Source organism: Devosia sp. (assembly GCF_014860165.1).
Lineage (GTDB): Bacteria > Pseudomonadota > Alphaproteobacteria > Rhizobiales > Devosiaceae > Devosia.
Genome location: NZ_JACZKG010000009.1, coordinates 77,100 through 98,358 on the forward strand (window position 1 = coordinate 77,100; position 21,259 = coordinate 98,358).

A 21,259-nucleotide genomic window follows, 5' to 3' on the forward strand; every position below is an offset into this window, starting at 1 on the left:
AATCAACGGCGTCATTCCCGCGAAGGCGGGAATCCATTCGTGGCCCGGCGCCGGCGAAAGTGTGGATTCCCGCCTTCGCGGGAATGACGCAAGTGTTGATTGCCAAGGTGGTGCATGGCGCTTGCCCGGCGCGCCGAGGCGACGCTATCTCCTTGCCATGCTTGTTCCCGCTCCCATCGACGCTCCGGCCGTGCTCGCCTGGTACGACCGCCATGCGCGCGACCTGCCCTGGCGCGTCTCGCCCGCCAACCGGGCGCGTGGCATCAGGCCCGATCCCTATCGCGTCTGGTTGAGCGAGGTGATGCTGCAGCAGACCACGGTGGCGGCGGTCAAAAACTACTTCCTGCGCTTCACCAGCCTGTGGCCGACCGTCCACGATCTCGCTGCCGCGCCGCTCGACAGCGTGCTCAAGGAATGGGCCGGGCTGGGTTATTATGCCCGAGCCCGTAACCTCCATGCCTGCGCCCAGGCCGTCGTCGAGCAGCATGGCGGCGTCTTTCCGCAGACGTCCTCAGGCCTGCAGACCCTGCCGGGGGTGGGCGCCTATACTAGCGCCGCCATAGCAGCGATCTGCTTTGACGAACCTGTGGCCGTGCTCGATGGCAACCTCGACCGGGTGCTGGCGCGCTACCATGCGCTGGCGGTGCCGGTGCGCGAGGCCAAGGACGAGCTGCGCGCGGCCCTGCAGGCTTCAGTCCCATCAAGGGCGGGGGACTTCGCGCAGGCGATGATGGATTTGGGCGCGACGATCTGCGCGCCACGCGCGGCGCTCTGCATGCTCTGCCCGATCCAGCCCGGATGCCTCGCCACCAAGGCAGGCGATCCCACCACCTATCCGCTCAAACCCACCAAGGTGGAGCGCCCGGTGCGCAAGGGCCACGCCTATGTGATGCTCGACGCCGATGGCGACGTTTATCTCCAGAGCCGCCCGGCCAAAGGCCTGCTCGGCGGCATGACCGAAGTGCCAGGATCGGCCTGGTCGGCCGAGCTGGCCAACGCCAACTATCCGGCCACTGGCGACTGGCGCCACCGCGGCCAGGTGGTGCATGTCTTCACCCATTTCCGGCTGGAACTGGAAGTGTGGTCGGCGGTGGTCGATGCTGCGAGCCTTGATGCCGGCTGGTGGGCAGCAAAGACCTCGCTGGCCGGCGAGGCACTGCCCACCCTGTTCCGCAAGGTGCTGGCGGCTGCCGGGTTGGATCAAGCCGGTTGACAAGCCGCTATCCGTGCCCGAATTTGGCGGCATGACCACTCGCAGCGCCAAGCTCAACAGCTCGAAAAAAGCCCCCGCATAGGGGCTGATGGTCGTCGCGCGCAGGATTTAGCAAGCACTCGGATCAGATTGACCCCGCCGGTTTCGACGGGAATTATTTCGCGTGCGCGCCCCGTCTCCGGCCCAAAGGAGACGACTCATGGAAATCAACCCCTCAGCCCTGCATGGCCTGTGGCTGCCCCTCATCACCCCATTCCGCGATGGCACTCTCGACGAGGTGTCGCTGCGCCGGCTCGTCACCCATTATGCCGCCGGGGCGATAGACGGCCTTATCCTCGGCGCCACCACCGGCGAGGGCATGGCGCTGGACGACGATGAGGCCGAGCGGCTGGTGGCGGTAACGCGGGCCGCACTTGCCGAAACGGGCAGGGCCATGCCGGTCTATCTCGGCCTGTCGGGCAGCGACACGCGCAAGCTGATCAAGACGATGATGCGGACGGCGGCATGGGGCATGGACGGCTACCTGATCGCCTGTCCCTATTACACACGGCCATCGCAGCAGGGCCTGTTCCTGCATTTCTCGGCACTGGCCGACAGCACCGACAAGCCGATCCTCATCTACAACATCCCCTACCGGACAGGCGTCAATCTGGGCAACGAGACCATGCTGCGCCTGGCCGAGCGCGCCAACATTGTCGGCGTCAAGGATTGCTGCGCCGATCCGTCGCAGTCGTTCGACCTGGTGCGCCAGAAGCCGGACGATTTCGTCGTGCTGACCGGCGAGGACCCATTCTATTATTCGGCGCTGACCCAAGGCGCCGACGGCGCCATCCTCACCTCCGCCCACGTCCACACTGCGGCTTTCGCCGCTGTACGCAGCAAGATGCTGGCCAATGACCAGCAGGGCGCACTCGCCGACTGGCAGCGTCTCGCTGATATCCCCCGCCTGCTGTTCGCCGAGCCCAGCCCTGCTGCCATCAAGCACTGGCTGTGGCGGTCGGGCCTGATCGACAGCCCGGAAATGCGGCTGCCAATGGTGCCGGTGAGCGCCGGATTGGCGGAGAGGATCGAACGGGCAATGGCCGATCCGGCTGCCTAACGGCTCAGACGGACTGCATCCGCCTGGTGGCCGGGCGGGCCGGCCGCTCCGCTTCCGGGCAGGTCTCAACGCGGTTCCGGCCCGCCTCCTTGGCCCGATAGAGTGCTGCGTCGGCGCGCACAAAGGCGCCGGCCGGCGTTTCGTTGGCCGCGTATTCTGCGATTCCGAAGCTGGCGCTCAGCCGCGCATCGGCTGCGAGCGCGTGGTGGATCATGTCATTGAAACGGACGCGGATCATTTCCGCTAGGCCCTGTGCCTGCGCGGCACCGGCACCCGGCAGCAACAGGGCAAACTCCTCGCCGCCGATGCGCGCGGCGTGATGGCCCGTGCGCTCGATGATCGCGGCAAAGGCCTGGATCACTGCGTCCCCGGCCTGGTGGCCATAGCGGTCATTGACCTGCTTGAAGTGATCGATATCGCAGAAAATGACTGCTCCGCCCGCCGGGCCGGGCTGAGATGCCATCGCATCGACGGCGCGGCGATTGAGCAGGCCTGTGAGGCCGTCGCGCTCGGACTGCTGCTGGAACGTGGCAATGGTGTCGGCAATGATCGATGAGATCACCAGGGTGATGATTCCCAGGGTGACGAGGCTTTCCAGCGCCAGCAAACCCAGCTCGAGAGCGGAGCCGTTGAACGAGGCAAAGTCGACGTCGAAGCCGAAATACCAGACCAGCAGCGGCAGCCTCGCCAGCCTCACCAGCGTCAGGGTGCCGACGGCAAGCAGCAGTAAGACATCGAGCACGCGCCACCACTTCATCCGGCTCACGATCCGCAATGCTGCATCGAGCATGGCCAGGGTACAGGCGAGCTGCACGAACAGGACCTGGTAGAAGAAGGGCGCTCCCAGCACCAGCAAAGCTACCGCGCCCGCGCACAATCCGACAAAGCCGGTCAGAAACGCGCGCCGCCAGCGCTTCTCGTCCTTCAGCGCATGAATGGTATTGTTCGCCAGCCAGAAACCGAATGGCGCCAGCGCCATGGCGGAGATGAATTCGAGAACCGTGCCGGGCGCGAAGGTCAGGAACAGCGTCTGCACGGTACCGACAGACAATGCGCCGGCCAGCCAGGCCAGCGGCACATTGCGTCGCAAAGCCAGGCTGGCGACCGCACAGAGCAGCGCCAGCAGGCCCAGCATGCTGGCAATGACGATGTTGAGGCCGACCAATGTGGTCACGGCGGCGTTCCTCGCGCGTGAAGCTGCACCATGCTGGACGGGCGCGGGTTAACACCGCACTTCCGCGCGCCTGGAAGGCGGGGTGGGGCGTGGAGTATCGTTAAGCAGGTATGAGGCGGGGGCGGCAGGTTCTTGCTTGAGGCACCTGCATCGGAACGTCCGGCCACACGAGCGCATTTGACCTCGGTGTGGGCGCCGTTAACCTCTCTGCGAAGACGAAAGGACCTGCAATGGCAATCGCCAAGAACACGATCTGCATATGGTACGACAAGGACGCTGAGGCCGCTGCCCGTTTCTATGCGGCGACTTTTCCCGATAGCACGGTCGACGCCGTCAGGACGGCGCCCGGCGATAATCCCTCGGGCAAACAGGGCGACGTGCTGACAGTTGAATTCACCGTCCTCGGCATTCCCTGCTTGGGCCTGAATGGCGGACCCGAATTCAGGCAGAGCGAAGCGTTTTCGTTCCAGGTCGCCACCGACGATCAGGAGGAGACCGACCGCTACTGGAACGCCATCGTCGGCAATGGCGGGCGAGAGAGTGCCTGCGGCTGGTGCAAGGACAAGTGGGGCGTGTCCTGGCAGATCACGCCGCGCGCCCTGAGCGAGGCGATGGTGGCCGGCGGCGCCGAAGCAAAGCGCGCCTTCGAGGCGATGATGACCATGAACAAGATCGACATCGCAGCCATCGAGGCCGCCCGGCGGGGCTGACCGGCTTTGCGCCGCGAGCCGCCAATCGCCTGCATTTTTGGCGCACGGGCGCGACGGGGGGCGGGCCCAAAATGATCTGGATCAATTTGCGGCTCGCCTTTCGGACGCAGAATGGGTGCACCAGCCCAGGAGCGCCCCATGCCCGAATTTCCGGTCGTTACCCTCAAGCCCGACCCCTTCGCCTACATCACCATCAGCACGCCCATGGCCGACATCGCCCAGGCCATGGGGCAGGGCTTCGGGCAGCTGGACGCTGCGTTCAGCCAGGTCAAGGCCAGGATGGCGGGACCGCCGATGTGCCACTACGTCGCCTATGACGAAAAGAGCACGACCTTCCAGCTCGGCTATCCGGCGCGCCCGGACGAAGCCGAGAAACTGCGCGCGGCGGGCCTCGAAATCGGGGAAACACCCTCTGGCCGCAATATGAAGGCGGTCCATATGGGGCCCTACGACACGGTGGTGACGACCTATAATGCCATGACCGAAGCGATAAAGGCCCGCGGGCTGACCGCTGCCGAGGATATGTGGGAAGCCTATTACAGCCCGCCCGATACCCCTCCGCAGAAGATCAAGACAGAGGTCATCTGGCCGGTGGCGTAAGGCAAGCAGTTGTGGGCGCGGCCCGGGCAAACAAAAAGGCCGCTGGGGCAAACCAGCGGCCATTAGTTGAGCCTGAGACGAGATTGGAGGTCAGGATCAGGCAGAAAGCAAATCAAGTTTTGCACGGATGCCCGTGCGAAGGTCGTCTATCGGGCTAACCTGCCCGTTCTGTTCGTGGTGCCAGAAGGTCCAGCCGTTGCATGCTTCGGCGCCTTGAACCAAGGCGCCCACCTTGTGGATGGAGCCCTGATGGGAACCGGAGACCAGCGAGCCGTCTGCACGAACCATGGCAAAGTAACGTTTCGTTAAGTCGAAGAGTTGCGTGCCCGGATCAATAAGTCCCTGCTCGATCAGCGAACCGAAGGGGATCCGGGTTTCCTTGCGCTTGGGCGTCACCGATTGCAGCGCCTCGAACACGCCGGGCCGGATGCCGGCAATGCGCTTGAGCGCCGCGTTGATATAGGTCTGTTCCCGCTCGATGCCGATGAAATGGCGACCCAGCTTGCGCGCCACGGCGCCGGTCGTGCCGGTGCCGAAAAAGGGGTCGAGCACCACGTCGCCGGGCTTGGTGGTCGCGTTGAGGATGCGGAACAGCAGAGCTTCCGGCTTTTGGGTCGGATGTACCTTGTCGTCGGCCTCGTCCTTTAGGCGTTCGGCGCCGGTGCAGATCGGAAACAGCCAGTCGCTGCGCATCTGCGTGTCGTCATTGGCCAGCTTCATCGCCTCGTAATTGAAGGTGACGCGGCTCTTCTGGCTCTTGGCGGCCCAGATCAGGGTCTCATGCGCATTGGTGAAACGGGTGCCGCGGAAGTTGGGCATCGGATTGGCCTTGCGCCACACGATGTCGTTCAGCATCCAGAAATCGAGATCCTGGAGCGCCGTCCCGACGCGGAAAATGTTGTGGTAGCTGCCAATGACCCACAAGGCCCCGTCAGGCTTGAGCACGCGCCGCGCCGCCTTGAGCCAGGCGCGGGTAAAGGCGTCGTAATGGGCAAAGCTGTCGAACTTGTCCCAATCGTCATCGACCGCATCAACCTTGCTCTGATCGGGCCGGGTCAGGCCCTGATCAAGCTGCAGGTTATAAGGCGGGTCCGCAAAAATGAGATCAACCGAGCCGGCCGGCAGGGCATTCATGTGGTCGATGCAATCGCCCACAAGGATGGTATCGATCGGGAGGCGCGGTGCCTCCTCCGCAGCGGCCTGAACGGCCGTACGCGCGGTACGCAACATACACTTAACCCTAACGCAGTACTAACGAGACGGTTATAGCGCGCCAGAGTTAATGGAGCGTTCGCAAGGGGTTAGCGGGAGGTTAAGAGGGGGGGTGGTTCAGAGCAGTCGTGCAGCTGCGCCGGACTCTTCAAACCACCGCGTGGATGGGAAGGGCAGGCGCGGATTGAAGCTTCCGCCTTCAGGCCACCTGCACCAGGCCCCGCACCCGCTCCCAGGCCTCCGCCACTGGCGCGAATTCCTCGCGATGGTGCCGGCAGGGACCGTGTTCCACCAGCGCCCGCATATGCTGGGGCGTCGAATAGCCCTTGTGGCCGGCAAAGCCGAAATGCGGCGCGTCGCAATCCATGATGCGACACATGCGGTCTCGCGTGACCTTGGCGACGATGGACGCGGCGGCGATCGAGACGCTGCGACCGTCGCCGCCGATCAGCGCCAGCCCTTCGCAGGGCAGTCCCATCGGTACGTCGCGGCCATCGATCAATACCCGGTCCGGCCGGAGGCTGAGGCTGCTGGCCGCCTGGGCCATGCCCCAAAGGGTTGCGCCGCGGATATTGCGGCTGAGAATGATCGAGGGCGGGGCGACCACCACCGACACGGCGAGGGCGGTGGCCATGACCTGGCCGAACAGCAGCTCCCGCTGCTCCTCGGTCAGCTTCTTGGAATCGTTGAGCCCGGGCGGGATGGCGCGCGCATCGAGCACCACGGCCGAAACCACGACGGGACCCGCCAGCGGGCCGCGCCCGGCCTCGTCCACCCCAGCGACGACACGTGCCCCACGCGCCAGCAGCTGGCGCTCGTGACTATAGTCGGGCTCGGTCTGGATGGGCGAATCGAACAGCATGCCGCCAGCATCGTCCTCGCGCCGGGCAAGTCAACGCTATCAAGATCACAGCCGCGCCAGTAGGGTCTCACGGTCAGGGACGAAGAGGTGATTGCCGATCCGGTTGGTCTCGTGGACGAAATCATGCAGTGACTTGCTGGCCGCGACTTCCGCGGCGATGTCGCCGAGCACCACGAGGCGCTTCTGGTAGTTCTGCAACTTCTGGAAAAAGACGCCGGCAATGCCGCTGCGCAGTTCGAGGAACTGCGGATCGAGCCGGGCCAGCGGCACCACGATGATATCGGCATCGGTGCCATAGGTTTCCCCGATCAGATCGACGGCATCCTGCTCGGTGGCCAGCAGCGGTCCGGCGGCATCGAGTTCGAGCAGCGCCATCCCGTTATGCGTCGTGATCGTCATCGCGTTCTCCTTTTCCAAATCGATCGACCACATGACTGTAATGTCGGTGCGGGCCTGCTATATACGAGCCTGCTGGGGGCAGCAGCGGAAAGCATCCTCGATGATCGCCAGAATTGGCAGCGTCTTTATAACTCTCGTCATAACTCTCGTCGCGGCATCCCTGCCGGCAGCGGCAGCACCCTTTCACCATCCTTTCGGCGAATGGCGGGAATATCACCGCGATTGGCTCGCCGCCTGTCCTGACGTGATCAATGAGGACGCCAGCGATTACTACGGCTTTTCCTGTTTCGCCAGCACTGGCAGCCAGGAACTGAACAGCGCCAATCTGCCGGCCTACAAGCTCACCATCTTCCGCAATCGGCTCAACGGCGAACTCGACGTAGCCATCACCGTCGCCGCCGACGGCGTCGAGGCCGATGCCAGTCGGCCTCTGGTCCTGGCCTTTGGCGGCGAGGCGCCCGAGACCTTCGATTTCTCGACCGATCTCGAGACCCGCTACAATACGGTCAACCAGTTCTTCGTCGTCGATCCCCAGCGCAAGGCAGCGCTGCTGCAGCGGATGAAGGAGCGCAATTCGCTGCTCATGTCAGTGCCGCTGACCGGCGGCACGGAGGCCAGCAAGGACGTCTGGTTGTCACTGCGCGGCGTGACGGCCTCCATCGACTTCATGTCGACCTATGCGCGCCGGGTGGCGCAGTACTAGTCGGTTGACGCGCCACTGCTTTTGATGTGACTTCGCGCCGCTCTCACCCCGGATACCTCATGAAGCCCGTTCCCGGCGCCGCGCTGCTCTTCGATATCGATGGCACCCTGGCCGACACCGATCCACTGCACCTGGAGGCGTTCAACCGCACTTTCGCGCCCTATGGCCACGTATTCGACAAGGCGCGCTTTTCGCGCGAGCTGCAGGGGCTGGCCAATGTGGCCATCGCGGCGCGCTTCGTGCCGCACCTGTCGACGGCGGACGGCATGGCGGTGCTCGATGGCAAGGAAGCCATGTTCCGCGAACTGGCACGCACCGCGATCCATGCGGTGCCCGGCCTGTTTGCCCTGCTTGATCTGGCCGATGCCGCCGGCCTGCCCATGGCTGCGGTGACCAATGCGCCGCGCGCCAATGCTGACCTCATCCTCGATGGCCTGGGCATCCGGCATCGCTTCAAGACGGTGGTGATCGGCGCAGACCTGCCGCACGGCAAGCCACATCCGCTGCCCTATCTCGAAGGCCTGCGCCTGCTCGGTGCGCGCGCCGATGTCTCGGTCGCCTTCGAAGATTCGCGCACCGGCATCGCCTCAGCCACTGCGGCAGGGATTGCCACCATAGGGATCAGGACATCGCTGGCCCATGAGGATTTGGTGGCGGCCGGGGCGGTGATGTCTGCGGCTGGCTATGATGAGTCGGACCTGCTTGAATTCATCCGCGGGCGGGTCGAGGTTTCCACCGCACCCCTAGAGGATGCGCGCTGAGGTTGTGGCCCCATTGCCTTCTCCCGCGACGGGACAGGGTGCAAGAGCCGAAGTTTCCGCGTTCTAAAACAAGCTCATCTGCCGCTCTTCCAGCCGCGGCGCCACGAACAGGTCGTTGCGGAGCCCCGGCAGCTTGGTGTCCAGCCCATAGCGCTCGCGCGCCTTGTCGAAGCGCTGGCGCAATAGGGTGGCATATGGGCCTTCACCGGTCATGCGGGTGCCCCAGCGCGAGTCATAATCCTTGCCGCCACGCGTGTCGCGCACCAGCGCCAGCACATGGCGCACTCGGTCGGGAAAATGCCGCAGCAACCACTCGCGGAACACGTCGCGCACTTCGCCCGGCAGGCGCAGCAGGATCATGGCGGCGCTGCTGGCCCCCTGTGCCGCCGCGGCGTCAAGGATGCGCTCGAGCTCCATGTCGTTGATGGCCGGGATCATCGGCGAAGCGAAGACAGCCGTGGGCACGCCCGCTTCGCTGAGCAGCCTGATGGCCTCGAGCCGCCGAGCCGGGGAAGAGGCGCGCGGCTCCATCTTGCGGCTGAGCTTGTGATCCATCGAGGTCATCGACAGGGCGACCTTGACTAGCCCGAGCTTGGCCAGTTCCGTGAGAATATCGAGGTCGCGGATGATCAGCGCCGACTTGGTGGTGATCATCACCGGATGGCGCGTTTCGAGCATCACTTCCAGAATGCCGCGCGTCAGCTTGTGCTTGCGCTCGGCGGGCTGGTACGGGTCGGTATTGGTGCCCATGGCGATCGGCTTGACCTTGTAGCCCTTGGCGCCGATCTCGGCGCGCAAAGCTTCGACTGCGTTCACCTTGACATAGATGTCGCGCTCGAACTCGATGCCGGCCGAGTGGCCAAGAAAGGCGTGGGTCGGCCGGGCAAAACAGTATGAGCAGCCGTGCTCGCAGCCGCGATAGGCGTTGATCGAACGCTCGAAGCCGATATCGGGGCTGTCATTGGTCGTGATGATGGTCTTGGCGCGTTCGATATGCTCCACCGTCTGGAAGATCGATAGCGGCTCGACATTGTCCCAGCCGTCGTCGAACCCTTCGCGCGTCTGTTTCTCGAAGCGACCGGTATGGTTGGACTGCGCCCCGCGCCCGCGGATGCGGTCGGGATCAAGCAGTTCGCGCCGCGCCAGATCGGCGTCGCGGCTGCGGCTGAGCTTTTCCAATGCTTCGAAAGACGGGGCCTGATAGAGGGCCATGGGACATCTCCTGCCGGGCGCACCGGGGTCGAATCGTGACCACGGAACGTCTGAAGATGTAGCAGCTCAGACAGAACAAAACAAGAACGAACCCGGTGGAGGAGAACGCGCGGCGCATGTCGCCGGGACACATATGGGAATGTCTCGCCTCCCGTTGAAGAGGTCGAAACGCGATTTCGCAACCCGGATTTGCGTTTTCACGGATGGACGCCCGGCACTGACGGGCCTAAACAGGCCGACCGCTTAGGCGGCCGTATTAAGGCCGAAAATTGCTTAAGCGAATAATTCAGTATTGACCCGCAACAGGGTCCGCATTACTAAAGCTGACACTTAACCAAGCCGCTGCTGACATGCCTTGTCGCAGAATCTTGCCAGGGTGGCGTCGAAATCATCCGACGCCGCCCGTCGTCTCGGTGACAGCGCAATTCAAAACGTTTGAGGGAAAATCATGAGTACCGACGCAACGACATTCGACGCAGAAATGGTCGGCACGCCCCAGGTCAGCCAGACGGACGCAGCCCGTAATCGGCTGGTCATCGCCTTGCTGCTGGGGTCCACCTTTGTCGTCTTTCTCAATGAGACGATGATGAGCGTGGCCATCCCGGCCCTTATGGACAGCCTGGGGGTGCTGCCCAATGTAGCGCAATGGTTGACCGCGGCCTTCCTGCTCACCATGGCCATTGTCATTCCGATTACCGGCTTTCTGCTGCAGCGCCTGAACACCCGCCCCGTCTTCATGCTGGCCATGTCGATCTTCACCGCCGGTACGCTGATCTGTGCCGCCTCGCCAGGAATCGAACTGCTGATTTTTGGCCGCGTCATCCAGGCGGTCGGTACCGCGATCATGATGCCGCTGCTGATGACGACGGTGATGACCCTGGTGCCGCCTGAGTCGCGCGGCAAGACCATGGGCAATATCTCCATCGTCATCTCGGTAGCGCCGGCCATTGGCCCCACCATCGGCGGTTTCATCCTGGCCAATCTGGATTGGCGCTGGATGTTCATCCTCATGCTGCCCATCGCCATCGCGGCCCTGGCGGTCGGTAGCCGCAAGATGCAGAATGTCACGACGCCCCGCTACGCCCCCCTCGACATCGTCTCGGTGATCCTGTCGGCCCTGGGCTTTGGCGGTCTCGTCTATGGCCTCTCCAGCCTGGGCGAAGGCGAGCATGCCGGCGCATCCTTCCCGATCTGGCTGCCGCTGGTGGTGGGCGTGGTAGCCATGGCGGTGTTCATCTGGCGCCAGATCGTGCTGTCACGGCAGGACAAGGCGCTGCTGGACCTGCGCACCTTCCTGTCGCGCAACTACACCGTTTCGGTGCTGACCATGGCCATCGCCATGATGGCCCTGTTCGGTACGGTCATCCTGCTGCCCATCTATACCCAGAACGTGCTGGGTCTCGATACGCTGCAGACCGGCCTGCTGCTGCTGCCCGGCGGCCTGTTGATGGGCCTGCTGGCCCCCTCGGTTGGCCGCCTCTATGACCGTATCGGGCCGACCAAGCTGCTGGTGCCCGGAACTATTCTGGTGTCGGTGGTGCTGTGGGCCCTGACGCGGGTGGATCAAAACACGTCGGTTTGGGCAATTCTGGCCGGCCATGTCGTCATCAGTATCGGCCTGGCCCTGGTCTTCACGCCGCTGTTTACCGCCGCCTTGGGTTCGGTGCGCATGGAAATGTACTCCCATGGCAGTGCCATTCTCGGCTCGGTGCAGCAGGTGGCAGGCGCCGCCGGCATCGCCCTGTTCGTCGCCCTGATGACCATCCGGACGGCGGGCCTGGAGGCCGAGGGTGTCGAGTCGGTCAGTGCCCTGGCCGGTGGCATTCAGCTGGCCTTCCTGATCGGCGCGGTGATTTCGCTCTTTGCCATCGTCACCGCCTTCTTCGTGCGCAAGCCCGAAGCAGCGCCCGGCATGAGCCACGGCCACTAAGCAACAAACGGCGCCCTGCGGGGCGCCGTTTTTCTATCAGGCTGCAGCGATGGCCAACGGCTCCGCCACTCTGACGACCACTGCGCCCCGCTTGCGGCGGCTGTCCGCCCTTGCATGGGCCTGAACAATGTCCGCGAAGGCGACGCGGCTGTCGATCGTCGGGCGCAGCGTGCCGGCGGCGACCAGGTCTCGCACCGTCTCCAGATCGGCCTGCCGGTCTGCCGACACTGTGGCGAGGACCTTGCGGGTGCCGACGAACTTGGTCCACAGGGCGCGGACGAAGGCCGTTCCACCGCCATCCACTGCCAGCAGGATTCCCGTCGCCGGGGTGGCCCGTCGGAAGCACCCCAGCGTGACATTGCCGACGGTATCAATGATCACGTCATAAAGCTGCCCGGAGCGGGCGAAGTCCGTGGTCCGATAGTCGATGACCGTCTCGGCGCCCAGGTCTCGTACCAGCACGGCATTATCGCTGCTGCACACCCCGGTGACATGGGCGCCATAATGCCTGGCGAGCTGCACCGCGAATGCGCCGACTGCGCCGGACGCTCCATTGACCAGCACATGCTGCCCGGGAGTGATGTTGGCCAGGCGCAGGAAAAACTGTGCCGTCAGGGCCCCGAAGGGAATGGCGGCCGCCTCGTCGAAGCCCAGGCTATCAGGCATTGTCGCGATTCCCGCATCTTCCGGCAGCACCTTGTATTCGGCGTGACAGCCGTAAACGTTGAGACCGAACGCCCGGTCGCCGGACTTGAAGCGGGTAACGCTCTTGCCGACCGCTTCGACTGTTCCGGCGAACTCTGCCCCCAGCACCGCCTTGCGCGGCCTGTTGATGCCCATGAACAGGCGGGCCGGCAGCCAGAAGGCGGCGGGGATGCGGAAGGCCCGCATGCGGCTATCCCCTGATGTGACGGTGGTGGCCATCACCTTGACCAACACTTCATTGTCATTGGGAACGGGCTTGGGCGTGTCGCGGATAACCACGACGCTGGGGGCACCATAGGCAGTCTGTACGGCGGTTTTCATGTTTCGGTTCCTTGTTTTGGGCATGAGTTTGCCCGCAGCCCGCGACGGTGTCGGGGCCGTGTCGTCAGTTGGTCGGGATAGGCTCTGCTATTCGGCGGCGGCCTTCTTCCACTGGAAGACCTGGCCAATTTCGACCTCGAAGACCTCCGCGATGCGGAACGCGGCTTCGAGGGACGGCGAATATTTGTTCTGCTCGATGGCGGCGACCGTCTGCCGGGTCATGCCGATCCTGTCGGCCAGCTCCTGCTGGGTCATCTCGCCATGGTCGAAGCGCAACCGGCGGATGCTGTTGCTGATCGGGGGAGGGGCCATTACGCGGTCATCCGGAACGAGACGATATGCACCGTCTCGCGCACCACTTCGGTCAAAACGAAGGCCATGAGAATCCCGTTGGCGAAAATCAGCGCCACGCTGCCGGCCGGGTCGGCGGGGAAGGCGCTGCGGATTGTGTCGGTGGCCAACAGGCCGCCGATCAGTCCGAGCGGCACCAGCGCCTCCAGCAGCTTGAAGCCGATGCGGTCGGCGCGCGCTTCGATCTGGCGCTCGAGTTCATCGGGCGGCGTATCGATATTCTTGGGCGTCATGACCCCGGTCGCGATGTTGAGGCCGATCATAACGACCAGCGAAATGCCCATGCAGATGAGGAAGCGCGTCAGCACCTGGTTGCCGTCGAGCTGGCGGCCGAACACGTCGATCCAGAAGGCCGCGAAATAGTAGATCCAGACGGCCAGCGTGGTCAGCACGGCGATCCACGCAATCTTCTCCCGAAACGACATCACGCTCTCCTGCGCCTAAGATATGTGACGCTATATGGAGAATTTTTTGCACCATGTAAAGAATAATATACATGATGGGCGAAATTTGTAACGTCGCTTGCGATAGGGGACGGCGGTCGGTCTCTACCGCTCGTCCAGGCGCGGCATCAGTTCGACGAAGTTGCAGGGCTTGTGGCGGTAGTCGAGCTGATGGGTGAGGATGCCCTCCCAGGCGTCGCGGCAGGCGCCGCGCGAGCCGGGCAGGCAGAACACGAAGGTCGTGCCGATCAGTCCCGCCGTGGCCCGCGACTGGAGCGAGCTGGTGCCCACTGTCGTGGCCGAATACTGGTGGAACAGCACCGAAAAGCCTTCCATCCGCTTGTCGAACAGCGGCTCCACCGCCTCCGGCGTCACGTCGCGGCCGGAAAAGCCGGTGCCGCCGGTAGTGAGGATCACGTCGACCTTGGGGTCGGCGACAAAACCCTGCACGGCCTGGCGGATGAGCTGGATATCGTCGCGCACTACGACGCGTTCGGCGCAGGTATGGCCATCGGCTTCCAGCAATGACTTGAGCAGCGCGCCGCCGGTATCGGTTTCGAGCGTGCGCGTGTCGGAAACGGCGATGACGGCGATGGCGAGCGGCTTGAATGCCCGGTCTTCAAATCGTGCCGTCTTGAACATCGCGCCTGTCCTCATTCTGCGTTGCCAGTTCTTCGGGAACGGGCTCTTCGTCCACCCGCATCTCGGGGCTATCACTATCAGCCCGCGGATCGAGCACAATGGATTCCGGCGTCACCTGCTTGTCATTGCCCATCGGCTGGAACGGGGCGCGGTGTTCCGCGTCGACGCTCTTGCGGACGCGCATGCGCAGAAAGGCCGTGATCGCCAGCGCGCCGTGAAACGAAGCCGTGACAATGAACAGGCCCACCGGCGACCAGGCGCCCATTATGACAGAGGCCACGGCCGGGCCGATGGCGAGGCCAACGCCCAGAATCAGCAGCATGCCGCCGGCAATCTTGGCGAAGTCGCCATCCTTGGCAAAGTCGTTGGCATGGGCCACGGCCACGGCATAGATCGGGTTGGCGGCAAATCCATAGGCCGCAAACAGCACGAACATCATCCAGTTGGGTCCCGGATTGATGATGGCCGTGAGCGCTCCGACCACGGCCGCGAAGCCTGAGAGCCCGATCAGCACCAGCCGTCGATCGATCCGGTCGGACAGGCGCCCGAAGGGGATCTGCGCCACGGCGCCGAGAATGGCGGCAATGGCAAACAGCAGGGCGATACCACCCGAATCGAGCCCCTGCTCATAGCCATAGACCGGCGCCAGCGTACCGAAAGCGCCATTGGCCATGCCGACCGAAAAGGCGGCGATCGCGGCCACCGGCGAGGTGCGATAGAGCAGGCCCACATCGATCTTGGCCGACGAGAGCGGCCGCGGCTGTGGGCTCGAGGTGAGGGCAGTGGGCAGCACCGCGCAGATGAAGCTGATGGCACCCAGCACGAAGGGCACATAGCCGGCCGTGCCGGTGATCGACATGGCGACCTGCCCCAGGGTGGAGGCGGCCATGTTGATGGTCACATAGATCGAAAAGATCGTGCCGCGGCTCTTGTTCTCGGCCACTTCGTTGAGCCAGCTCTCGACGATCATGGCGGCGCCGGCAAAGCAGAAGCCGCTGAGCGCCCGCAGCAGGATCCAGCTGATATCGTTGATCCACAGCAGGTTGAGCAGGATGGTGATGGTGCCGATGGCCGCCATCACCGAGAAGGCGCGAATATGGCCGACCTTGCGCACCACCAGCGGCACGGTGATCGACCCGGCCACGAACCCCACCGACCAGCCGGTGCCGATCAGGCCCAGCGCCAGCAGCGAAAAATTCTCCTCGGCGCCACGCACCGACAGCAGCAACCCCTGCAGCCCGCCGCCGAACATGAGCAGCGCGGAACCCAGGAACAGGGCATAGATCTTGATAACGGAGGCCATGACGCTTTCGGCTGTGCTGGATCGGAAGCGCGTTGCAAATCACGCAACGGTGACCATAGCGCGGCGAAGCAGGATCATCCACCACGTCATTCCCGCGAATGCGGGTCCATTCCTGGTGAAGTCGCGATTGAAGAGTGAATTCCCGCCTTCGCGGGAATGACGCAGTGATTGGGGGCTAGCTCTAGCCCAGCCCCAGTTCCACCATCTTCAGCTTGAGACTGAGCATGTCGCGCCAGGCCTGCTGCTTGGCAGCCGGGTTGCGAAGCAGATAGGCCGGATGCAGCGTCGGTATGGCCGCCACTCCATGGTTGCCGATGGTGACATCAGACCACTTGCCGCGCATCTTGATGATGCCGGCGGTGGTGGAAAACACCGTCTGCATGGCCGGGCCACCCAGCGTCATCACCAGCCTGGGCGCGACCAACTCCACCTGCCGATGCAGGAACGGCAGGCACAGCGCCATTTCTTCGGGTGTCGGCGTGCGATTGCCAGGCGGCCGCCACGGCACGGTATTGGCGATATAGACCTTGCTGCGGTCGAGCCCGATGGCCGCGAGCATGCGATCGAGCAATTGCCCGGATTTGCCGACGAATGGCTTGCCCTGCCGGTCCTCTTCGGCGCCTGGCGCCTCGCCGATCAGCATGATCTCGGCTTCGGGATTGCCATCGGCAAAGACCAGCTGGGTGGCGCGCAACTTGAGGCCGCAGCCGTCATAGGCGCCCAGGATCGCCTGCAATTCATCGAGTGTGCGGGCGGAACCGGCAAGGCTGCGCGCTTCCGATGGATCGCCGCCCAGCATGGGCATTTCGGCCGCCGGCTCCATCGCGCCCTGGCTAGCGGCGACCGGCGGCGGCGTGACCCGCGGCGGCACCCGCTGCGCGAAGCGATCCACCGGCTCCTCGCCCACGGCGATGTCCACGCCCGCGGCCCGATACCAATCGAGCACGGCGAGCATTTCGTCGTGATTTAGCGGTCGATCTTGAGACATGTTCTCTGTTATGTCACAGCCCGTTTGGCGCGGCCAGCCGCTGCGTCTCCGGAGCGCTGTCAGAAAAAGTGGGTACCGGTTTTCTGGCCGACAGCGCGACCACCATGAACCGACGGTGAGGCATTCCTATATGGCAGAGGCCGGCTCGCGCGAAACCCTTTCGACCGACGTGCTGATCGTCGGCGCGGGTCCGTCTGGTCTCGCGGCGGCTATTCGCATCAAGCAGCGCCATCCCGAAATATCGGTCACCGTGGTGGAAAAGTCCGCCGAGCTGGGCGGGCATATTCTCTCGGGCGCGGTGATGGACCCTGTTGGGCTCGACGCGCTGATTCCAGACTGGCGCCTCAAAGGCGCCCCGGTGGGCCCCGATGTCACCAGGGACACCTACCACCTGCTGACCGAGAACCACGATTTCGCCCTGCCACACCTGCTGATGCCGCCCCAGCTCAAGACGCCAAATGGCGTCATTGTGAGCCTGGGTAACCTGGTGCGCTGGCTCGGCGAACAGGCGGCCGAACTGGGCGTCGATATCTTTCCCATGACCGCTGCCGTGGACGTGTTGAGCTCGGGCAACGGCCCGATCCGCGGCATCATCACCGGCGATCTCGGCCGTGACTACGACGGCAACCCCAAGCCGGGCTTCGCCGAAGGCATCGCGCTCGAAGCCAAATACACGCTCATCGCCGAAGGCGCGCGCGGATCGCTGGCCAAGCAGGTCATCGCCAGCCATGCCCTCGAGCGCGAGCCGCAGAAATATGGCCTGGGCATCAAGGAAGTCTGGGAAATCCAGGCGGACCGGCATGAAAAGGGCAGGGTGGACCACTATCTCGGCTTCCCCCTCGACAATGCCACATCAGGCGGCGGCTTCGTCTACCACGCCGAGGATCGCAAGCTCTATGTGGGCCTCGTGACCTATCTCGACTACCAGGACCCCACGCTCTCCCCCTTCGACGAGTTTCAGCGCTTCAAGACCCACAAGTCGGTGGCGCCGCTGCTCGAAGGCGCCATCCGCATCAGCTACGGCGCGCGCGCCGTCACCGCCGGGGGCTGGCAGTCGATACCCACGCTGGCTTTCCCCGGCGGCGGCCTGATCGGCTGCGCCGCCGGCTTCATGAATGCCCCCCGTCTCAAAGCCATCCACAACGCTATCCTCTCCGGGATCGGCGCCGCCGACGCGGTGGCCGACGCCATCGGCAAGGGCCGCCAGCATGACCTGATTGCCGATTTCGGCCACCGCATCATGGCGACTGGCATCTCGTCCGAGTTGCAGGCCGTCCGCAACGTCAAGCCCCTCTGGACCAGGCTCGGCACCATGCTAGGTGCGCTGGCCGGCGGCGTGGAGCTCTGGACCTCCGCCATCCTGCGCCGCTCGCTGCTGGGCACGCTGCACCATGGCAAGCCCGATTTTCAGGGGCTCAAGCCCATGGACACGCTGCCGGCCCGCCGCTACGCAAAGCCCGATGGCACGCTGACCTTTGACCGTGCCTCGTCCGTCTATCTGGCCAACCTGGCCCACGACGAGGACCAGCCGGTGCACCTGCGCCTCGCCGACGCCCAGGTGCCGGTGCGCGACAACCTGCCCACATTTGGCGAGCCCGCGCCGCTCTATTGCCCGGCCGGCGTCTATGAAATGGCCGAGGAAGGCGGCACCCCGGTGTTCCGCATCCACGCCGCCAACTGCGTGCACTGCAAGACATGTGACATCAAGGATCCGGCGCAGAACATCACCTGGGTACCACCCGAAGGCGGCAGCGGACCCAACTACAACGGTATGTGAATTCGGCCGGGATCACGCTATGGCGCGCGCCCTTGCGGCGCAGTCCCAAAACGGACAATCTTCGCCGCCAGAACGGCCGGAAAGGCCAAGGAGTAACCAGCCTCGTGACATCGATTCTGACCCGCATCGCGCGCCCGGCTCTTTTTGCCGTGTTGCTTTCGGCAACCGCCGTTCATGCGACGCACGCGGCCCAGTCCGCGCAAACTGCGCAAACCGACCCCCTGGCCATGCTCGATCTGCTGCCGGTGTTCCGGACCAGCGTCACTGGCGCCTATATGGCCGGCCAGCAGGCGCTGCACGATCTGCGCACCGACGAGGCCGCGCGCTACTTTGCCCAGGCGGCACAGGCGGGCTGGGACAATCCAGTTCTGGTCGAGCGTTCCTTCATCGCCTACGCAGCCGATGGGCAGATCGGCCAGGCGGCATCGACCGCCAAGCATTTGCTGGACCTGGACCCCGCCAATGAGCTGGCCGAACTCGTCGTCGCCACCGAAGCGCTGAAGGAGCGCCGCTATGGTGCCGCCGAGCAGATGCTGAGCGCGATCGGCCAGGACAGCTTCACCGGCATCACCGCCGGCATCCTGCGCGCCTGGGCTCTGGTGGGCGACAACCGTACGGACGAGGCAGAAGCCGTGCTCGATGAACTGGGTCAGTCCGGGCTCGAGGATTTCCTGGTGTTTCACCGCGCCCTGATGGCCGAGGCCTCAGGTGACACCGACAAGGCGATCGAGCTGGCCGGCCGCGCCTTCGATGCTGAGCCCTATGTTGCCCGCATTGTCGAGGTCTATGCCCGCGTGTTGGGCAATGCCGGACGGTTTGACGAAGCTCGTGACATCATAGCCCAGTTCGAGGACCAGGGCCTGACCCACCCCGTCGTGACCATCGTCAAAGAGCAGATCGAGGCCGGACAGCGCCCTGGCATCTTCGCCTCCAATGTGCAGGTCGGCGCGGCCGAAATGTTCCATGGCATCGGCGTGGCGCTGTCGCGCGACGGCAGTCTCGATCTCTCGCTGGTCTTCCTGCGCATGGGCCTTTATCTCGATCCCTCCGCCGATGTCATCGCCGTGGCCCTGGGACAGTTGCTTGATGCAGCCAGTCAGCACGAGGCCGCCAACGGCATCTACGAGGCAGTGCCCACCACCTCGCCAATGAAGCCAACGGCCGTCGTGCGGGTGGCCCAAAATCTGGACGTGGCCGGCGATCGCGCGGAAGCGCTGCGGCGGCTCAACAATGTCGTCACCAGCCGCCCCGATGATCTCGACGCGATCTCCGTGCTGGGCGACCTGCTGCGCTATGACGAGCAATATGTCGAAGCCGCTGCGACCTATACCAGGGCGCTTGAGCTGACCGGCGGCGAGAGCCCGTCCGATTGGCGCTTCTACTATGTGCGCGGCATCGCTTATGAGCGGGCCAAGGAGTGGCCCAAGGCCGAAGCCGATTTCCTCAAGGCTCTGGAGCTCAATCCGGAACAGCCGGCGGTCCTGAACTATCTCGGCTATAGCTGGATCGACCAGGACATGCATCTGGAGCCGGCCCTCGAAATGATCGAGAAGGCCGTCGCGGCGCAGCCGCAGGACGGCTACATCGTCGATTCGCTCGGCTGGGCCTTCTACAAGCTTGGCCGCATCGACGAAGCCGTGACCACGCTCGAACAGGCGGTGCTGCTGCGCCCCAACGATGCCGAGATCAACGACCATCTGGGCGACGCCTATTGGCGCGCCGGGCGCAAGCTTGAAGCCAGGTTCCAGTGGAACGTCGCCGCTTCCGTTGATGAGGTCGGCAACGTCAAGGAGCGCGTGGCGGCCAAGCTCGCCGAGGGACTAACCGAAGCCAACGCGACCGAATAGCGGGATGGTTGAACCGACAGTTCAGCACGCCCCGGCCAAGGTCAACCTAGCGCTGCATGTCACGCGGCGGCGTGACGACGGCTATCACGACCTCGAAAGCCTGGTCGTCTTCGCCGATGTGGCGGATGAACTAGAAGCCGTGCCCGCCAGCGTCGACTCGCTCACGGTCGGCGGCCCCTTTGCCAGGGCCCTGGGCCTTGGCGAGACCAATCTGGTCTCCCGCGCCGTCGCGGCATTCCGCGCCCGCTGGTCCGACGCGGTCGAAACCGGCATGGCCCTGCATCTGACTAAGAACCTGCCGGTGGCGGCCGGTATCGGTGGCGGCTCGGCTGACGCCGCCGCAGCCTTGCGGCTGATGGCAGGCCTATCCAGCCGGCCCATCGCCATGGCCGAACTGGCCGATATGGCGGCGGGGCTCGGCGCCGACGTGCCGGCATGCCTGGTGTCGATGCCGCTGGTCGCCCGTGGCGTCGGCGAAGTGCTGGCGCCGCTGCCGGAATTTCCGGCGCTCCATATTGTCCTGGTCAATCCCATGATCCCGCTGGCCACCGCCGACGTGTTCCGGCGCCTGCGCGCCCACGACAATTACCCCTTGCCCGAATTGCCCTCGCCGCTGACCCGGCCGGCGCAACTGGGGCTCTGGCTCGCCGAAACCCGCAACGACCTGCAGCCGCCAGCGGTGAAACTGGTGCCCATCATCGGCGACATCGTCGCACAACTGGCCGAAACGCAGGGCTGCATGCTCGCACGCATGTCGGGCTCGGGTGCGACGGTGTTCGGCCTCTTCGGCTCAGCCGGTCAGGCCCATCAGGCCGCGCAGGTGATGCGTGCCGGGCATCCCGACCACTGGGTGGCCGCGGCGCCACTGATTTTGCCCTAGCGTGCTTCTACACGGGGGAAAGGTCGGCGCGTAGCGCCGGGTGAGGGGGCCTTGCCCCGCCCACCGCCGGTCACCCTCGGGCTTGACCCGAGGGCTCTTCACTTGAGGATCGTTCGGTCAGTACAGA

General features: G+C 64.5%; 21 protein-coding genes. 10 read left to right on the plus strand and 11 right to left on the minus strand.

The features are described 5' to 3' along the window. Nucleotides 1–157: 157 nt before the first annotated feature. Nucleotides 158–1,213, plus strand: a complete 1,056-nt coding sequence (gene mutY, locus IH615_RS02085; protein WP_291359419.1) for an A/G-specific adenine glycosylase — start codon at nt 158–160, stop codon at nt 1,211–1,213. Between the two features lie 199 nt (nt 1,214–1,412). Next, a complete protein-coding gene (gene dapA, locus IH615_RS02090) occupies nt 1,413–2,312 on the plus strand; it encodes a 4-hydroxy-tetrahydrodipicolinate synthase (protein ID WP_291359420.1) in 900 nt (299 codons plus the stop codon). Between the two features lie 4 nt (nt 2,313–2,316). On the opposite strand, the gene IH615_RS02095 is transcribed toward dapA, so the two are convergent. After that, nucleotides 2,317–3,486 (minus strand): GGDEF domain-containing protein, encoded by a 1,170-nt coding sequence (locus IH615_RS02095; RefSeq protein ID WP_291359421.1) that lies wholly within the window; start codon nt 3,484–3,486, stop codon nt 2,317–2,319. 236 nt (nt 3,487–3,722) lie between these two features. On the opposite strand from IH615_RS02095, the gene IH615_RS02100 reads away from it, so the two are divergent. Together IH615_RS02100 and IH615_RS02105 are read left to right on the plus strand one after the other, a co-directional pair. Further along, nucleotides 3,723–4,196 carry a VOC family protein gene (locus tag IH615_RS02100; RefSeq protein ID WP_291359460.1) on the plus strand — a complete coding sequence of 158 codons (474 nt, stop codon included), beginning with the start codon at nt 3,723–3,725 and terminating at the stop codon, nt 4,194–4,196. Between the two features lie 138 nt (nt 4,197–4,334). Further along, a complete protein-coding gene (locus IH615_RS02105) occupies nt 4,335–4,796 on the plus strand; it encodes a GyrI-like domain-containing protein (protein ID WP_291359422.1) in 462 nt (153 codons plus the stop codon). Nucleotides 4,797–4,892: 96 nt separating this feature from the next. Here the strand turns inward: IH615_RS02105 and IH615_RS02110 are convergent, their stop codons facing one another. From IH615_RS02110 to IH615_RS02120, 3 genes are all read right to left on the minus strand, one after another. Further along, nucleotides 4,893–6,026, minus strand: coding sequence for a site-specific DNA-methyltransferase (locus IH615_RS02110; RefSeq protein WP_291359424.1), 1,134 nt, complete (start codon nt 6,024–6,026; stop codon nt 4,893–4,895). Between the two features lie 181 nt (nt 6,027–6,207). Further along, entirely contained in the window at nt 6,208–6,870 is a 663-nt protein-coding gene (locus IH615_RS02115; RefSeq protein ID WP_291359425.1) for a ribonuclease HII, read from the minus strand. Between the two features lie 45 nt (nt 6,871–6,915). Next, nucleotides 6,916–7,269 (minus strand): DUF4180 domain-containing protein, encoded by a 354-nt coding sequence (locus IH615_RS02120; protein ID WP_291359426.1) that lies wholly within the window; start codon nt 7,267–7,269, stop codon nt 6,916–6,918. 100 nt (nt 7,270–7,369) lie between these two features. Between IH615_RS02120 and IH615_RS02125 the strand changes: the two genes are divergently transcribed. Together IH615_RS02125 and IH615_RS02130 are read left to right on the plus strand one after the other, a co-directional pair. Next, complete coding sequence (locus IH615_RS02125) at nt 7,370–7,972, plus strand: hypothetical protein (protein ID WP_291359427.1); 603 nt, start codon at nt 7,370–7,372, stop codon at nt 7,970–7,972. A gap of 59 nt (nt 7,973–8,031) precedes the next feature. Next, complete coding sequence (locus tag IH615_RS02130; RefSeq protein ID WP_291359429.1) at nt 8,032–8,733, plus strand: HAD-IA family hydrolase; 702 nt, start codon at nt 8,032–8,034, stop codon at nt 8,731–8,733. Nucleotides 8,734–8,796: 63 nt separating this feature from the next. Here the strand turns inward: IH615_RS02130 and IH615_RS02135 are convergent, their stop codons facing one another. After that, nucleotides 8,797–9,945, minus strand: a complete 1,149-nt coding sequence (locus IH615_RS02135; RefSeq protein WP_291359430.1) for a PA0069 family radical SAM protein — start codon at nt 9,943–9,945, stop codon at nt 8,797–8,799. A 448-nt stretch (nt 9,946–10,393) separates the two neighbouring features. Between IH615_RS02135 and IH615_RS02140 the strand changes: the two genes are divergently transcribed. Next, nucleotides 10,394–11,875 carry an MDR family MFS transporter gene (locus IH615_RS02140; protein WP_291359432.1) on the plus strand — a complete coding sequence of 494 codons (1,482 nt, stop codon included), beginning with the start codon at nt 10,394–10,396 and terminating at the stop codon, nt 11,873–11,875. 36 nt (nt 11,876–11,911) lie between these two features. Here the strand turns inward: IH615_RS02140 and IH615_RS02145 are convergent, their stop codons facing one another. The 6 genes from IH615_RS02145 to IH615_RS02170 all read right to left on the minus strand — a co-directional run bounded on the left by IH615_RS02145 (nt 11,912) and on the right by IH615_RS02170 (nt 16,628). Further along, on the minus strand, nt 11,912–12,901 hold the full coding sequence (locus IH615_RS02145; protein WP_291359433.1) for an NAD(P)-dependent alcohol dehydrogenase: 990 nt from the start codon (nt 12,899–12,901) through the stop codon (nt 11,912–11,914). Between the two features lie 87 nt (nt 12,902–12,988). Beyond that, on the minus strand, nt 12,989–13,213 hold the full coding sequence (locus tag IH615_RS02150) for a helix-turn-helix transcriptional regulator (RefSeq protein WP_291359434.1): 225 nt from the start codon (nt 13,211–13,213) through the stop codon (nt 12,989–12,991). Further along, nucleotides 13,213–13,677, minus strand: coding sequence for a hypothetical protein (locus IH615_RS02155; protein ID WP_291359435.1), 465 nt, complete (start codon nt 13,675–13,677; stop codon nt 13,213–13,215). The genes IH615_RS02150 and IH615_RS02155 overlap by 1 nt, the downstream gene beginning before the upstream one ends. 123 nt (nt 13,678–13,800) lie before the next feature. Next, nucleotides 13,801–14,337 carry a molybdenum cofactor biosynthesis protein B gene (gene moaB, locus IH615_RS02160; RefSeq protein ID WP_291359436.1) on the minus strand — a complete coding sequence of 179 codons (537 nt, stop codon included), beginning with the start codon at nt 14,335–14,337 and terminating at the stop codon, nt 13,801–13,803. Then, a complete protein-coding gene (locus tag IH615_RS02165) occupies nt 14,315–15,640 on the minus strand; it encodes an MFS transporter (protein ID WP_291359438.1) in 1,326 nt (441 codons plus the stop codon). The genes moaB and IH615_RS02165 overlap by 23 nt, the downstream gene beginning before the upstream one ends. Nucleotides 15,641–15,821: 181 nt before the next feature. Beyond that, nucleotides 15,822–16,628 carry a uracil-DNA glycosylase gene (locus IH615_RS02170; protein WP_291359440.1) on the minus strand — a complete coding sequence of 269 codons (807 nt, stop codon included), beginning with the start codon at nt 16,626–16,628 and terminating at the stop codon, nt 15,822–15,824. A 115-nt stretch (nt 16,629–16,743) separates the two neighbouring features. Between IH615_RS02170 and IH615_RS02175 the strand changes: the two genes are divergently transcribed. The 3 genes from IH615_RS02175 to IH615_RS02185 all read left to right on the plus strand — a co-directional run bounded on the left by IH615_RS02175 (nt 16,744) and on the right by IH615_RS02185 (nt 21,132). Then, nucleotides 16,744–18,405, plus strand: a complete 1,662-nt coding sequence (locus IH615_RS02175; RefSeq protein WP_366484670.1) for an electron transfer flavoprotein-ubiquinone oxidoreductase — start codon at nt 16,744–16,746, stop codon at nt 18,403–18,405. Between the two features lie 104 nt (nt 18,406–18,509). Continuing rightward, nucleotides 18,510–20,252, plus strand: coding sequence for a tetratricopeptide repeat protein (locus tag IH615_RS02180; protein WP_291359441.1), 1,743 nt, complete (start codon nt 18,510–18,512; stop codon nt 20,250–20,252). A gap of 4 nt (nt 20,253–20,256) precedes the next feature. Continuing rightward, nucleotides 20,257–21,132, plus strand: coding sequence for a 4-(cytidine 5'-diphospho)-2-C-methyl-D-erythritol kinase (locus IH615_RS02185; RefSeq protein WP_291359442.1), 876 nt, complete (start codon nt 20,257–20,259; stop codon nt 21,130–21,132). The last annotated feature ends 127 nt before the right edge of the window (nt 21,133–21,259 follow it).

What these genes read in the sequence shown, in the direction of transcription:
- mutY (WP_291359419.1), top strand. Translation starts at nt 158, where the DNA reads ATGCTTGTTCCCGCTCCCATCGACGCTCCGGCCGTGCTCGCCTGGTAC.
- dapA (WP_291359420.1), top strand. Translation starts at nt 1,413, where the DNA reads ATGGAAATCAACCCCTCAGCCCTGCATGGCCTGTGGCTGCCCCTCATC.
- IH615_RS02105 (WP_291359422.1), top strand. Translation starts at nt 4,335, where the DNA reads ATGCCCGAATTTCCGGTCGTTACCCTCAAGCCCGACCCCTTCGCCTAC.
- IH615_RS02110 (WP_291359424.1), bottom strand. Translation starts at nt 6,026, where the DNA reads ATGTTGCGTACCGCGCGTACGGCCGTTCAGGCCGCTGCGGAGGAGGCA.
- IH615_RS02115 (WP_291359425.1), bottom strand. Translation starts at nt 6,870, where the DNA reads ATGCTGTTCGATTCGCCCATCCAGACCGAGCCCGACTATAGTCACGAG.
- IH615_RS02120 (WP_291359426.1), bottom strand. Translation starts at nt 7,269, where the DNA reads ATGACGATCACGACGCATAACGGGATGGCGCTGCTCGAACTCGATGCC.
- IH615_RS02125 (WP_291359427.1), top strand. Translation starts at nt 7,370, where the DNA reads ATGATCGCCAGAATTGGCAGCGTCTTTATAACTCTCGTCATAACTCTC.
- IH615_RS02130 (WP_291359429.1), top strand. Translation starts at nt 8,032, where the DNA reads ATGAAGCCCGTTCCCGGCGCCGCGCTGCTCTTCGATATCGATGGCACC.
- IH615_RS02135 (WP_291359430.1), bottom strand. Translation starts at nt 9,945, where the DNA reads ATGGCCCTCTATCAGGCCCCGTCTTTCGAAGCATTGGAAAAGCTCAGC.
- IH615_RS02140 (WP_291359432.1), top strand. Translation starts at nt 10,394, where the DNA reads ATGAGTACCGACGCAACGACATTCGACGCAGAAATGGTCGGCACGCCC.
- IH615_RS02145 (WP_291359433.1), bottom strand. Translation starts at nt 12,901, where the DNA reads ATGAAAACCGCCGTACAGACTGCCTATGGTGCCCCCAGCGTCGTGGTT.
- IH615_RS02150 (WP_291359434.1), bottom strand. Translation starts at nt 13,213, where the DNA reads ATGGCCCCTCCCCCGATCAGCAACAGCATCCGCCGGTTGCGCTTCGAC.
- IH615_RS02155 (WP_291359435.1), bottom strand. Translation starts at nt 13,677, where the DNA reads ATGTCGTTTCGGGAGAAGATTGCGTGGATCGCCGTGCTGACCACGCTG.
- moaB (WP_291359436.1), bottom strand. Translation starts at nt 14,337, where the DNA reads ATGTTCAAGACGGCACGATTTGAAGACCGGGCATTCAAGCCGCTCGCC.
- IH615_RS02165 (WP_291359438.1), bottom strand. Translation starts at nt 15,640, where the DNA reads ATGGCCTCCGTTATCAAGATCTATGCCCTGTTCCTGGGTTCCGCGCTG.
- IH615_RS02170 (WP_291359440.1), bottom strand. Translation starts at nt 16,628, where the DNA reads ATGTCTCAAGATCGACCGCTAAATCACGACGAAATGCTCGCCGTGCTC.
- IH615_RS02185 (WP_291359442.1), top strand. Translation starts at nt 20,257, where the DNA reads ATGGTTGAACCGACAGTTCAGCACGCCCCGGCCAAGGTCAACCTAGCG.